Consider the following 13,390-nt stretch of genomic DNA (forward strand, 5'->3'; position numbering starts at 1 on the left):
AGAATGCCGAATACGTCGGTGTGCGCGACGTGGTCGGACAAGAGGGTCTGGACAAAGTCTTCCAGGTGCTGCGCACCCCGCACACCGAGGAGCCGACTAACTGGTCCCGCCGGTACAAGGCCAACCTGGAGAAGCTCGCCTCCGGTGATGTGCACAAGGTCGCCGAAGTTGTGCGCGACTTGTGGCGTCGTGACCAGGAGCGCGGGTTGTCGGCCGGTGAGAAGCGGATGTTGGGCAAAGCGAGACAGATCCTGGTCGGGGAATTGGCGTTGGCGGAGAACACCGACGACGCCAAGGCGGAGACCATCCTCGACGAGGTCTTGGCCGCCGCCTCCTAGCCACCTGGCGGAACCGGTGGCCGGCACGGTGGCGGTGATCCCAGCTGCCGGTGTGGGCAAACGGTTGGCGGCGGGCGTGCCCAAGGCGTTCCTTCGCCTCGGCGGCATCACTCTGGTGGAACGGGCCGTTGCCGGACTGCGGGAGTCGGGTGTTGTCGACCGCGTCGTGATCGCGGTGCCGCCCGATCGTACCGACCAGGCCACACTGATCCTCGGTGGTGACGGTGGTGACGGTGGTGACGTGGTCGTCGTAGCCGGCGGGTCGAGCCGGGCCGAGTCCGTGCGCCTTGCGCTGACAGCCGTCGGGGAAGCGACGATCGTGCTGGTGCACGATGCCGCGCGACCGTTGACTCCGCCCGCCCTGATTGTCCGCGTGGTCGAGGCCCTCCGGTCGGGGCATTCGGCGGTGATACCGGCGTTGCCGGTGTCCGACACCATCAAAGCCGTCGACGCCAATGGAGTAGTCCTGGGAACCCCGGAGCGGGCCGGCCTGCGGGCGGTGCAAACCCCGCAGGGGTTTGCCACCGAGTTGCTGTTGCGGGCTTACCAGCGAGCGGATACCGGCGAATTCACCGACGACGCAGGCATGGTCGAGAACATCGGCGGCGAAGTTCAGGTGGTCGAGGGCGACCCGCTTGCCTTCAAGATCACCAACCGGCTGGACCTGATGCTCGCCCAGGCAATCGCGGACCGGTGAACGTGCTTCCGCGCGTCGGCCTGGGCACCGACGTACACCGATTCGAGTCAGGGCGGCCATGCTGGCTGCTCGGCCTGCGGTTCCCTGACGTCGACGGTTGCGCCGGGCACTCCGACGGTGACGTCGCCGCGCACGCGGTCTGTGATGCGCTGCTGTCGGCGGCCGGGCTTGGCGATGTCGGCACGGTGTTTGGTGTCGACGATCCGCGCTGGCACGCGGTCTCCGGCGCGGACATGCTCCGCCATACCCGCGACCTGCTTGCCCGCAGCGGATTTTCGATCGGCAATGCGGCGGTGCAGGTGATCGGCAACCGACCGAAGATCGGACCGCGCCGCGCCGAGGCCCAACAGCTGCTGTCGGGGCTGCTGGATGCCCCGGTTTCGGTGTCGGCGACGACAACCGACGGACTCGGGCTGACCGGCCGCGGCGAAGGGCTGGCGGCGATCGCCAGCGCGCTGGTGATCTCGGTGCGGTAATCATCACTCAGCGCACAAGATCGCGCCGATCCCGACCACCCAGGGCGGTAAGCTGGCGCGTCGTGACCGATCGCCCCGGCCTGCGGCTCCACGACACGGCAACCGGCAACGTGCGTGACTTCGTTCCGCTGCGCCGCGGCCATGTCTCGATCTACCTGTGCGGAGCCACCGTGCAGGCCCTGCCGCACATCGGCCACATCCGCAGCGGCGTGGCCTTCGACGTGCTGCGTCGCTGGCTGACCGCGCGCGGTTATGATGTCGCGTTCATCCGCAATGTCACCGACGTCGACGACAAGATCATCAACAAGGCCGCTGCGGCAGGCCGGCCCTGGTGGGAATGGGCCGCGACCCACGAGCGGGCCTTCACCGCCGCCTATGACGCGCTCGGGGTGTTGCCGCCGTCGGCCGAGCCGCGCGCTACCGGGCATATCACCCAGATCATCGAGCTGATCGCACGGCTGATCGACACCGGGCACGCCTATACCGGCGACGGTGATGTGTACTTCGACGTGCTCAGCTACCCGGCCTACGGTCAGTTGTCCGGCCACAAGATCGACGACGTGCACCAGGGCGAGGGGGTGGCGACCGGCAAGCGTGACCAGCGTGATTTCACGTTGTGGAAGGGTGCCAAGCCCGGAGAGCCGAGCTGGCCTACGCCGTGGGGTCCAGGGCGCCCCGGTTGGCACGTGGAATGCTCGGCGATGGCTCGAACCTACCTAGGTGCTGAGTTCGATATCCATTGCGGTGGAATGGATCTGGTGTTTCCACACCACGAGAACGAGATCGCGCAAAGCCGCGCCGCCGGCGACGGGTTCGCCCGCTACTGGCTGCACAACGGCTGGGTCACCCTGGGTGGTGAGAAGATGAGCAAGTCACTGGGCAACGTGTTGTCGATGGCAGCCGTGCTGAAGCGTGTTCGCCCGGCCGAACTTCGTTACTACCTGGGCAGCGCGCACTACCGCTCGATGCTGGAGTTCTCCGAGGCGGCGCTGCACGACGCCGTCAACGCCTACACGGGCATCGAGGACTTCCTGCACCGGGTGGGCACCCGCGTCGGGACCGTCACCCCCGGCCGCTGGACTCCACGCTTCGCCGCAGCGCTTGACAACGACCTGTCGGTGCCGATCGCGCTGGCCGAGGTGCACCATGCCCGCGCGGAAGGCAACCGGGCACTCGACGCCGGTGACCACGACGGCGCACTGGCCCAGGCCGCTGCCATCCGCGCGATGATGGGCATCCTGGGCTGCGACCCGCTCGATGAGCGGTGGGAGTCCCGTGACGAGGCCTCGGCCGCGATGAAGGCGGTTGACGTGCTGGTCCGTGCCGAGTTGCAACGCCGGGAAGCCGCGCGTGCCGAACGGAACTGGGCGCTGGCAGATGAGATTCGCGACCGGCTCAAGGATGCCGGGGTCGAAGTCACCGATACCGCTGACGGTCCGCAGTGGTCACTGGTCGTTGAAGGATCTGACTAGATGGCCGGCAACTCGCGACGCCGCGGAGCGGTGCGCAAGCCGGGCAGCAAGAAGGGCCCGACTGTGGGATCGGGTGGCCGGCGACGCGCTGGCCTGAAGGGCCGCGGCGCCACCCCGCCGGCGCATCTGCGTTCGCACCACCCCGCGGCCAAGCGCGCAGCCAAGCAGCGGCCGAACCGGCAGTCGCGCCGGCCCGCAGGCGCCGCCGAGACAGTGCTTGGCCGCAACCCGGTGCTGGAATGTCTGCGCGCCGGGGTGCCGGCCACTGCGCTGTACGTTGCCCTCGGTGCCGAAGCCGACGACCGACTCAGCGAATCCGTAGCCCGTGCCGCCGATCACGGAATCGCGATTCTGGAAGTCCCGCGCACCGACCTCGACCGGATGACCACCAACGGCCTGCATCAAGGCATCGCCTTGCAGGTGCCGCCGTATAATTACGCTCACCCCGACGACCTGCTCGCCGCCGCGGCGGCCGACTCGGCGCAGACGCTGTTGGTCGCGTTGGACAACATCTCCGATCCACGCAATCTCGGTGCGATCATTCGGTCGGTGGCGGCGTTCGCCGGTCACGGCGTGCTGATCCCGCAGCGCCGATCCGCGTCGGTTACCGCGGTGGCCTGGCGTACCAGCGCCGGTGCGGCGGCTCGGGTTCCGGTGGCGCGGGCCACCAATCTGACTCGAACGCTGAAGGATTGGGCTGATCGTGGTCTGCAGGTGGTGGGGTTGGACGCGCACGGTGACACCCCGATCGACGAATTGGACGGCACCGGCCCGCTCGTGGTGGCCGTCGGCTCCGAAGGCAAGGGGCTGTCGCGGCTGGTGCGGCAGCACTGCGACGTGGTGGTGTCGATCCCGATGGCCGCGCCCGCCGAGTCACTCAATGCCTCGGTCGCAGCCGGGGTGGTGCTCGCCGAAATCGCTCGCCAGCGCCGGTGACCCACACCGCGACGGCCTGCGGCGAGCATGCGCAGACTCGCATAAACTTCTCCGCTACAGTGCGAGATTGCGCATGCTCGGCGATGGTTGTCGCACTGCTGGCCGCTGCACCGGTCGCGGCCGCGCAAACACCCGGCTTCGATCTGCAGGCGCATCGCGGCGGCGGCGGCGAAACCACCGAGCAGTCGCTGCGTGCGTTCGCCAAATCACTGGAGCTCGGCGTCACCACGCTGGAATTCGACATCGTCTTGACCAGGGACAGCCAGCCGCTGGTGTGGCATGATCCGACGATCGAGGCGGCCAAGTGTGCTGACACGGCACCGGTGTTCCCCGCCGACCCGCAGTACCCGTACGTGGGCAAACTGGTGCACGATCTGACCCTGGCCCAGATCCGCACGCTGGACTGTGGGTTGCCGCTCGCTGATTATCCGGATGCAGAAGTGGTGCGGGGCAACAAAATCGCCACCCTGCGAGATGTCTTCGCCCTGGCCGACTCATACCGCGCAGGAGTGCGCTACAGCATCGAGACCAAGGTGGCGGCGGCACAGCCGGACACATCGGCCAGCCCGCGCGAGTTCGTCGGCGTGATCCTGGCCGCTATCGAAGCGGCGGGCAAGGTGGACATGGTGGCAATCCAAAGCTTCGACTGGCGCACCCTGCCGCTGGTGCGACAAGCCGAACCGTCGATCCCGTTGGTGGCGCTGTGGGACCAGACCACCTGGCAGCCGAATTCACCATGGCTGGCCGGGATCAATCCCAGTGTCATCGGCGATCCAGTGATCGCTGCCATGGCTGTAGGTGCCGACGTTCTAGCGCCTGAGTACTCGATCGTGGACCAGGAATTCGTCGATCGGGCGCATACCCTGGGGCGCAAGGTCATTCCGTGGACGATCAACGATGCCGATGTGCTGCGTGCGCAGATCGCCTTCGGCGTCGACGGTGTCATCACCGACCGTCCCACGATGGCCCGCGGTGTGCTGGCCCAGCTCGGCATACCGTTGCCACCGGCGTATCACCGTAGTTAGACAGCCAACATCGGCGCACCGGCCCAGAACGCTGGCGTGCTCACCCCGGTCCTCATTAATCGCAGTCTGCGAGCATGGAGTAGATCTCACGGCGAAGCTTCTTGAGGAGGGCGACGATGCGCTGCTGCTGCTCGGCGGTGGCCACGTACGCCGACTGCGTGACTGCGGCAACCACTTGGCCAAGGGCCTCGCGTATATTGACTTGACTCCGGTCGACGTCCTGCACGATGTCCTCCCACGGCGGTGCTTTGATCTTCTCAACCGCGGCGCGGCCCTCCTGGGTCAAGCCGAAAAGCCGTTTGCCTCCCTCACTTTCAGAGCCGCCGATCAGCCCCTCGTCATCGAGCATCTGCAGCGTCGGATACACCGAGCCCGGGCTTGGCCGCCACATGTCATGACTGCGTCCGGCAATCTCCTTGATCATTTCGTAGCCGTGCATCGGCCGCTCGGCCAGCAGGGACAAGATGGCGGCGCGAACATCGCCGGGGCGGCCGCGGCGGCCTCGACCGGATCCGCGCCGGTGGCCGTGACCTGTTTGCTCGAACCCGAAACCGGGGCCAAATCCGGGGACGGGTCCAGGACCGAAGCCAGTGCCGGGTTCACCTCCGGGCTCGGGTGGTTGGGGGTAGTGACTGGGACCATGCTCATGTGGTGGTCGGGGATGCTTCTTCGGTCCTGGACCCTTCTTGGGGCCTGCCTTCTTCGGTCCTGGACCCTTCTTGGGGCCTGCCTTCTTGGCACCGGGCGCATGCTTTTTCGGGCCGGGGCCGTGTTCGTGCGGTGGTACCGGATGGTGGCCTCGGTGATGTTTCGGTCCGGGTGCAAGCCTGGGTCCGGGAGGATGGCCCGGGCCGTGCTCGTGGCCGGGGTGGCGGCCGTCGAAGTCGGCTTCGAACTCGGCCTCCTCATCAAACTCGGGTTGCTCGTCGGACTCGTCGAAATCGTCGAATCCGGTTTCATCGAAGCCCGGTTCGTCGTCTGAGTCTTCGCCGAAATCCTGGTCATCGGGGTCATCGGGGTGGTCGAGGTGGTCCGGGCTTTCGAGGAGTTCCCTCCCAGCTTCCGGGGTGGTGTCCTGCGACATGCGACCGCGGTCGGCAACGGCGTCAAGCTCGACCGGACTGTCCTGGTTGACATCGTCGGAGGGCTCGGCGCGTGTGAGCGGATCGCTCACCGCTGCTGCCTTCTTGTTCTTCGCTGGAGACGGCTGTTGCCGTCCACTGGCTGCGTCTGGGGAGTTCATCAATGTCTCTTCTCTACTCAGAGGGCGGGCCCGAAGGCGCCGTTACGTCCGATATGGAACGATATATCGAACCATGTCGGATCGCAACAGGGGTGAGACGTCGCCACCCGCGCATGGCCCAACAGCCGCTCAGGCCTTCGGCCGGTCCTCATCGCCGATCAGCAACCGCATCGCCAGGTCCAGCCGCTTGCTGACATCGGTCGCCGATGCGCGCCGGGTGAGCCAGGCGAGCAGGTTGGAAAGCCACACGTCGGAGATAACTCGGGAGATGTGGTACTGGTCGTCGGTGGGTTCGCCGTCGCTCATGGCACGGGCAAACATGGAGTCGATGAGTTTTTCCACGTGGTCGACCTCGCCGGCCGCTGACGCATCGGCAAAGACGTAGGCCCTGGTCATGGCCTCAGTCAGCAGTGGGTTGCGCTGCATGGCCCGATTGAGCTTGCTGACCATGAAGTTCAGCCGTTGGTACGGGGTGCCTTCGGTGAACGCCGACCGGTCGGTCTTGGCGTCGATGCGTTCGAACTCCCGGCCCAGCGCTGACACCAGCAAGTGGACCTTCGAGGGGAAGTACCGGTAGAGGGTGCCGACCGCCACGTCGGCCCGGTCGGCCACCGCACGCATCTGCACGGCTTCGTAACCGCCCTTGGACGCGATGGCCATGGTCGCGTCCAGGATGCGCTTGCGGCGCTCGCGCTGTGCCTCGGAGCCGAGTTGGGACTCGGTCAGCACAGCCACGTTAATGACCTCACGGGGCTGCGTGGTGGACGCCCGGCCTGGCGACGACATGGCACCATTAGAACACGTTCTAGTGACGACGACGCGGAGGAGCCTGGGGTGGCCCCGACATGAACCAAGTCAGCACCGACGAACAGTCCGCCGCGCGCGCATTGGTGCGTGCTTGGGCCGCGGACGCGGGCACCACGGCCGCCGTCCGCGACGTGGAACGCGGTAACCGCGACGCGTGGCGCCCGGTCTTTGCCCAACTGGTCGACTTGGGGCTGTTCGGAGTCGCCGTGCCCGAGCACAGCGGCGGAGCCGGCGGTCGTGTCGAGGATCTGTGCGCGATGGTCGACGAGGCGGCCAAAGCCCTGGCGCCCGGGCCGGTCGCGACCACCGCGTTGGCGACGTTGGTTGTCTCCGATCCGCAGCTGCTTGCCGCGTTGGCGGCCGGCGAACGCGTCGCCGGCGCGGCGATCGACGCCGGCAATGTGGGCGAAGTGGGAGTGCACTTCGACGCCGCGACGTCGCGGGCTTCCGGTACCGCAGAGCGGGTGCTGGGCGCCACCGCTGATGCCGTGCTGCTGTTGCCGGCCGGTGGAAATTGGCTGCTGGTGGATGCCGCCGCTACGACCGTCGGCGCTGCCGAACGAGTTGAGGTGGAGCCGCTGAGCGCTACCGATTTCTCGCGGCCACTGGCAAGGGTCCAGCTGACGTCGGCGCCCGCGGTGCTGGTCAAGCCGTCGAACCGTGTCGAAGACCTGGCCGCTGCCGTGCTGTCGGCCGAGGCCGCCGGTGTCGCCCGGTGGGCGTTGGACACCGCCGTGGCTTACGCCAAGGTGCGTGAGCAGTTCGGAAGGCCGATCGGCAGCTTTCAGGCGATCAAGCACTTGTGCGCCCAGATGTTGTGCCGGACCGAGCAGGCCGCGGTGGCCGCCAGTGACGCAGCGCGCGCCGCATCCGACTCTGCCGACCCCGACGACCCGCAACTCGCGATCGCCGCCGCCGTCGCGGCGGGCATCTGCGTCGAGGCGGCGAAGGCCAACGTCAAGGACTGCGTCCAGGTACTCGGCGGCATCGGCATCACCTGGGAACACGATGCACACCTGTACCTGCGTCGGGCCTACGGCATCGGCGCGTTCCTGGGCGGAGCACAGCGCTGGCTGCGCCGCACCGCCGCACTGACCCTGGCGGGCGTGCGCCGTCGGATCGACATCGACCTGGGCGAGGTGTCCGATCTGCGGCCGGCGATCGCCGCGGAGGCAGCCCGGATCGCAGCCCTGCCGGACGAGCAGCGTCAGCCCGTACTGGCCGAGACCGGACTGCTGGTACCGCACTGGCCCGCGCCCTACGGTCGCGGCGCCGGCCCGGCCGAGCAGCTGGTGATCGACCAGGAGCTGGCCGCCGCAGGGGTCGAGCGCCCCGACCTGGTGGTCGGTTGGTGGACGGCGCCGACCATTCTCGAACACGGTACGCCCGCGCAGATCGAGCGGTTTGTGCCGGCTACGCTGCGCGGCGACGTGTTCTGGTGCCAGCTGTTCTCCGAGCCGGGAGCCGGCTCCGACCTGGCGTCGCTGCGGACCAGGGCGGTGCGTGTCGACGGCGGCTGGCAGCTGACCGGCCAGAAGGTGTGGACGTCGCGGGCGCACGACGCACAGTGGGGAGTGTGCCTGGCGCGCACCGACCCCGTCGCTGAAAAACACCAGGGCATCAGCTACTTCCTGGTCGACATGACCACACCGGGCATCGAGATCCGGCCGCTGCGTGAGATCACCGGCGACGCGCTGTTCAGCGAGGTGTTCTTCGACGATGTGTTCGTGCCCGACGACATGGTGGTCGGGGAAGTCAACGACGGCTGGCGGGTGGCTCGCACCACCTTGGCCAACGAACGTGTCGCGATGGCCGTCGGCACCGCCCTGGGCAATCCGATGGAGGAGTTGCTCAACTCGGTGCACACCCTGGAACTCGCCGGGCAGCAGCGGCTGGGAAGGATGATTGTCGCCGCGCAGGTGGGCACCCTGCTGGATCAGCGCATCGCCCAACTGGCGGTCGGTGGCCAAGATCCCGGCGCGCAGTCCTCGGTGCGCAAGCTGATCGGGGTTCGCTACCGCCAGGAGCTGGCCGAGTACCGGATGGACCTCACCGAAGACGGCGGCACGGTCGACGGTCCGGCCGTGCACGACTTCCTCAACACCCGTTGCCTGACGATCGCCGGCGGCACCGAGCAGATCCTGCTGACGCTGGCCGCCGAGCGTCTGCTCGGCCTGCCGCGCGGTTGAGAAGCCGGGCCAGTCTTGGTCACCTTGCGCGTTGCGCAGTCGGTCGTCAGCTGCCGAAAGCCGGCAGGATCGAAGTCAGGTCGCCGATGACCGCGGTGACCGCCTGCTGGGTGAGCGCGTATTCGATGCCGGCCGCCGCTGTGAGCAGGCCGGTGTCCGCGGCGAGCGGCAGGCCGATGGCATCCACGGGTTTACTGAGGTGGTCCAGGAACAGACTGACGTTGTAGGAGGGCAGGCTAGTCACCGCGGCATTGACGATGTCCACGGTCTGCAACCCCAGGGCACCCAGCGAGCCACCCGCACTCGACAGTGCGTTGTAGATGTCGGCGAGGGTAGGTAGCTCTGCCGCCGGGGCAGCGGGGAGAGCCCACGACACCGACGGCACCAGCGATGATAACGACGGGTGCGACAGGCCGGCCCCGAAAGCAGTGAAGCCCTGCTGCGTCGCGGTGACCAGATCGCCAACGACAGTGGCCGGGCTGACGTCGGGGAACAGGCCGAACGGGGTGGGCACATTGGCCGGCGTATCCGAATAGCCGAGGTTGCCAGGGCCGAAGCCCAAGTTGATCAGCACCGTCAAATCCGGCCCCAGCAGGTCGGCGAGCGGCTTTCCTATGACGGGAATCTCCGCCAGCAGTGTCACCAGCGGCGGAGTCTCGCCAATCATGTAGTAATTGGTGAGGCTGTCCGGTGTGTCGAGGGCAGCCGATCCAGGCAACAAAGTCGCGGTGGCGATCTGCTCGGGGGTGGGGCCGGGCTGCGGCGGGACCAGACCCTGGTTCAGATACAGTCCGTGGACGTCGATCATCCCCAAAAAGGCGTTGAGGTCCGACAGGATGTTGATGGGGTACCTCGGGAAGTCGGCGAAGCCGTCGTATTCGAGGGTGTAGACGTCGGTCGGGAAGTCATCGGCGGGGGTTGCGCCGTCGAAAGACAGACCCAGACTCGGCAGCGTCAAACCGACGAAGCGCTCCAGTATCCCGCCGTTGGGCGCGCTGGGGTCACCAATGAGGACGAACTGCAGTCCGTCGTCGGGCATCGGCGTGCCGGACGGGTCGAGCTGTTGCATGACCAGGCCGGAAATCGTGGAACTCTGCGACCAGCCGAACACGGTTGATATGTCGCCGGCTGCGGTGTTGCTGGCGATCGCGTTTTCCAGCGTGAGCATGCCCTGGCCCATCGAGCTGATCAACGCCGGGAAGCCAGCGAGGGGACCAGTCGTCGCGGTGGGGTAGTTGATGGACATCGGCACGCTGAAGAGCGGATACTCGGCCGTGAACAGGCCGTCCGCATAGGGAGCCGGGTAGGTGGTGTCGGGGAAATTGGGGTGGATGTAGAGGTCGTTAGCCGCTTGAATATAGCCGGGGATGTTGAAGTTGGGCAGCGGTAAGCCGCTGCCGCCCATGACCAACCCGATGGTCGTCGGGTCGGCTTGGTCGGCTGGGATATCCCCGTACGCGAACGCCGAGTTCATCACAGCGGCCAGCGTCATGACACCGGCGCCGGCACTCGATGCCAGTCCTAAACCCAGCCAGCGAAGCCTATGGTCTGACATGTGTGACCCCCTCAAACCTTGGGTCGTGCGCGATGCGGTTGTGAATCCTCGGGCCAGGTCGGCAGCCGCAGTCACGGATAATCTACCTATACTCTTGAGTACTACATATATTCTTGGGTAATTGTCAATAGTTTTGGATCAGATATTTTTGAGGCGGCCTCCTGTGGGCGCCGCCGGGACGGTGGACGAGTTGGCCGTCGTGAAACTGTGAACGTCGGCAATTACTCGTCGTAGGTCACTTCCACCGCATCGGTCTCCGGGTGGGACTGGCAGGCCAAGATGAGCCCTTCGTCGAGGTCCTGCTGTTCCAGCACGTCGTTCGCCTCCATGCTGACCTTGCCGTTGCGCAAGACACAGGCGCAAGCGCCGCAGTGGCCCTCGCGGCAGGAGAACGGCACGTCCAGACCTTGCTCCAGCAGCAGGTCGAGCAGCTTGACCTGGCGCGGCCACGGCAGGGCGTGGGTCTCGCCGTCCAACTCGACTGTCACGGTGGCCGGCGGCTGGTCGCTGTCCGGATGATCCTCGATCTCCACCCTGGTAAACGGGGCGAACGGGTCGCCCTCCAACGACGTGAACACCTCGATGTGGATTCGTCCTGGCGGCACCTGCAGCATGTCCAGGGCATCACAGGCGGCCTCCATGAAGGGTCCCGGCCCGCAGATGAACGCGTCGTGGTGCGTGTACGGGGCGGCCAGCCGGGCCAGCGCCGTCGCATTCGGCAGGCCCTGCACCGATTCCAGCCAGTGCGCCACGGTCAGCCGGTCGGGGTACTTGGCGGCCAGGTCGCGCAGCGCTTGGGCGAAGATCACCGAACGCTCGTCGCGGTTGGCGTAGAGCAGCACCACCTGACCCCTGCCCTCGGCGAGCGCCGACTTGCAGATCGCCATTATCGGGGTGATCCCGCTGCCGGCGGCCAGCAGCAGGAAGTCAGTGTCGAGCGTCTTCGGCACGAAGGTTCCCGACGGGGCCAGCACATGGATGCGCATGCCGGGGTGGGCGTGGTCGCAGAGCCAGTTGGACGCGTAGCCGTCCCGGTCCCGTTTGACCGTGACGGTCAGTGCGTCATCGGTGAACGGCGAGCTGCACAGTGAATAGCAGCGCGCCACCGAACCGGTGCGGTCACTGGGGATGCGCAACGTGAGGAACTGGCCCGGCGCGTAGGCCAGCCGCTGTGCCGGGATCCCCGGATCGTCGGGACCGTCCGGGACGGCGAACACGAGCGACCGGGCGTCGTCGGTCTCGGCGATGACGTCGGCGATCTCCAGCTCGAGGACATGGCGGCCGAGCGGTTCGTCCGCCGCCCGCCCCCCGTTCGCATCGCCGTCCATAACTAGAACATGTTACAGAAATGTACCCAGATATCGCTACCATCCGCAGGAACACCAGGCTCGACACAAATCGGAACGTGTTCTAATCTCTGTCTAGGTCCGTACTCCCGGGAGGCATACCGTGACGTCCATTCAACAGCGTGATGCGCAGTCGGTACTCGACGCCGTCGACGATTTGTTGCCGCAGCTCGCCGAACGCGCCCAGGCATGCGAGGATCTGCGCCGGCTGCCCGACGAAACCGTCAAGGCACTCGATGACGTCGGCTTCTTCACGCTGCTGCAGCCCGAGCAGTGGGGCGGTCTGCAATGCGACCCGGCGCTGTTCTACGAAGCAACCCGCCGCCTTGCCAGCGCATGCGGTTCTACCGGCTGGGTCGGCTCGATCGTCGGTGTGCACAACTGGCATTTGGCGCTGTTCGACCAGCAGGCGCAGCAGGACGTCTGGGGCGAAGACCCGACGGTGCGGATCTCGTCGTCGTACGCGCCGATGGGTGCCGGAACCGTGGTAGACGGTGGTTACCTCGTCAGCGGGTCGTGGAACTGGTCGTCCGGCTGTGACCATGCCACCTGGGCCTTTCTCGGCGGCCCCGTCATCAAGGGCGGACGGCCGGTTGATTTCGGCAGCTTCTTGATCCCACGCACGCAGTACCGCATCGACGACGTGTGGCATGTCGTCGGTCTGCGTGGTACCGGCAGCAACACGATCGTGGTCGAGGATGTGTTCGTGCCGCGGCACCGCTTTTTGTCCTACAAATCGATGAATAACCACACCGCGGGCGGGTTGAAGACCAACACCGCCCCGGTCTACAAAATGCCTTGGGGCACCATGCATCCCACCACCATCTCTGCCCCGATCGTGGGCATGGCCTACGGCGCCTACGACGCTCACGTCGCGCACCAGGGCAAGCGGGTGCGGGCAGCGTTCGCCGGGGAGAAGTCCAAAGACGACCCGTTCGCCAAGGTCCGTATCGCCGAGGCCGCCAGCGACATCGACGCCGCCTGGCGGCAGCTGATCGGCAACGTCGCCGATGAGTATGCGCTGCTGTCGGCGGGCAAGGAGATCCCGTTCGGGTTGCGGGCGCGGGCCCGCCGCGATCAGGTGCGCGCCACCGGACGCGCGATCGCGTCGGTCGACCGGCTGTTCGAGGCCTCCGGTGCCACCGCGCTGGCCAATGACGCACCGATCCAGCGTTTCTGGCGCGACGCGCACGCCGGCCGGGTGCACGCGGCTAACGACCCGGAGCGCGCTTACGTGATCTTCGGAAACCACGAGTTCGGCCTGCCGCCCGGCGACACCATGGTCTGATGACCACGCCGAGAGCGA

General features: G+C 66.9%; 11 protein-coding genes and 1 pseudogene. 8 read left to right on the top strand and 4 right to left on the bottom strand.

What is annotated here, in order from left to right; translation table 11 throughout:
• The 6 genes from carD to AC2VOP_RS01330 form a co-directional block, all read left to right on the top strand.
• Positions 1–338: RNA polymerase-binding transcription factor CarD (carD, locus tag AC2VOP_RS01305; protein ID WP_486954944.1), on the top strand; the 338-nt coding region annotated here is incomplete at its 5' end.
• A gap of 4 nt (positions 339–342) precedes the next feature.
• Positions 343–1,035 (top strand): 2-C-methyl-D-erythritol 4-phosphate cytidylyltransferase, encoded by a 693-nt coding sequence (ispD, locus tag AC2VOP_RS01310; protein WP_486959318.1) that lies wholly within the window; start codon positions 343–345, stop codon positions 1,033–1,035.
• Complete coding sequence (ispF, locus tag AC2VOP_RS01315; protein ID WP_486959286.1) at positions 1,032–1,511, top strand: 2-C-methyl-D-erythritol 2,4-cyclodiphosphate synthase; 480 nt, start codon at positions 1,032–1,034, stop codon at positions 1,509–1,511. Before ispD ends, ispF begins: the two co-directional genes overlap by 4 nt.
• A gap of 62 nt (positions 1,512–1,573) precedes the next feature.
• Positions 1,574–2,983 (top strand): cysteine--tRNA ligase, encoded by a 1,410-nt coding sequence (gene cysS, locus AC2VOP_RS01320; protein ID WP_486959287.1) that lies wholly within the window; start codon positions 1,574–1,576, stop codon positions 2,981–2,983.
• The gene (rlmB, locus tag AC2VOP_RS01325; RefSeq protein WP_486959288.1) at positions 2,984–3,919 is read left to right on the top strand and encodes a 23S rRNA (guanosine(2251)-2'-O)-methyltransferase RlmB; all 936 of its coding nucleotides are present in this window, start codon (positions 2,984–2,986) and stop codon (positions 3,917–3,919) included. It abuts the gene before it with no gap.
• Positions 3,920–4,002: 83 nt separating this feature from the next.
• On the top strand, positions 4,003–4,944 hold the full coding sequence (locus AC2VOP_RS01330; RefSeq protein ID WP_486959289.1) for a glycerophosphodiester phosphodiesterase: 942 nt from the start codon (positions 4,003–4,005) through the stop codon (positions 4,942–4,944).
• A gap of 55 nt (positions 4,945–4,999) precedes the next feature.
• Here the strand turns inward: AC2VOP_RS01330 and AC2VOP_RS01335 are convergent.
• Both AC2VOP_RS01335 and kstR read right to left on the bottom strand, forming a co-directional pair.
• Positions 5,000–5,694, bottom strand: a pseudogene (locus AC2VOP_RS01335) (PadR family transcriptional regulator).
• A 622-nt stretch (positions 5,695–6,316) separates the two neighbouring features.
• Positions 6,317–6,922, bottom strand: coding sequence for a cholesterol catabolism transcriptional regulator KstR (gene kstR, locus AC2VOP_RS01340; protein WP_486959290.1), 606 nt, complete (start codon positions 6,920–6,922; stop codon positions 6,317–6,319).
• A gap of 110 nt (positions 6,923–7,032) precedes the next feature.
• Here kstR and AC2VOP_RS01345 point away from each other — a divergent pair, with 110 nt between their 5' ends.
• Positions 7,033–9,183, top strand: coding sequence for an acyl-CoA dehydrogenase family protein (locus AC2VOP_RS01345; protein ID WP_486959291.1), 2,151 nt, complete (start codon positions 7,033–7,035; stop codon positions 9,181–9,183).
• Between the two features lie 46 nt (positions 9,184–9,229).
• Here AC2VOP_RS01345 and AC2VOP_RS01350 read toward each other — a convergent pair whose 3' ends face one another.
• Both AC2VOP_RS01350 and AC2VOP_RS01355 read right to left on the bottom strand, forming a co-directional pair.
• Positions 9,230–10,738 carry a PE-PPE domain-containing protein gene (locus AC2VOP_RS01350; RefSeq protein ID WP_486959292.1) on the bottom strand — a complete coding sequence of 503 codons (1,509 nt, stop codon included), beginning with the start codon at positions 10,736–10,738 and terminating at the stop codon, positions 9,230–9,232.
• Between the two features lie 221 nt (positions 10,739–10,959).
• Complete coding sequence (locus tag AC2VOP_RS01355; protein ID WP_486959293.1) at positions 10,960–12,066, bottom strand: 2Fe-2S iron-sulfur cluster-binding protein; 1,107 nt, start codon at positions 12,064–12,066, stop codon at positions 10,960–10,962.
• Between the two features lie 121 nt (positions 12,067–12,187).
• Between AC2VOP_RS01355 and hsaA the strand changes: the two genes are divergently transcribed.
• A complete protein-coding gene (hsaA, locus tag AC2VOP_RS01360) occupies positions 12,188–13,372 on the top strand; it encodes a 3-hydroxy-9,10-secoandrosta-1,3,5(10)-triene-9,17-dione monooxygenase oxygenase subunit (protein ID WP_486959294.1) in 1,185 nt (394 codons plus the stop codon).
• The last annotated feature ends 18 nt before the right edge of the window (positions 13,373–13,390 follow it).

The organism is Mycobacterium sp. TH-M106 (assembly GCF_057473765.1).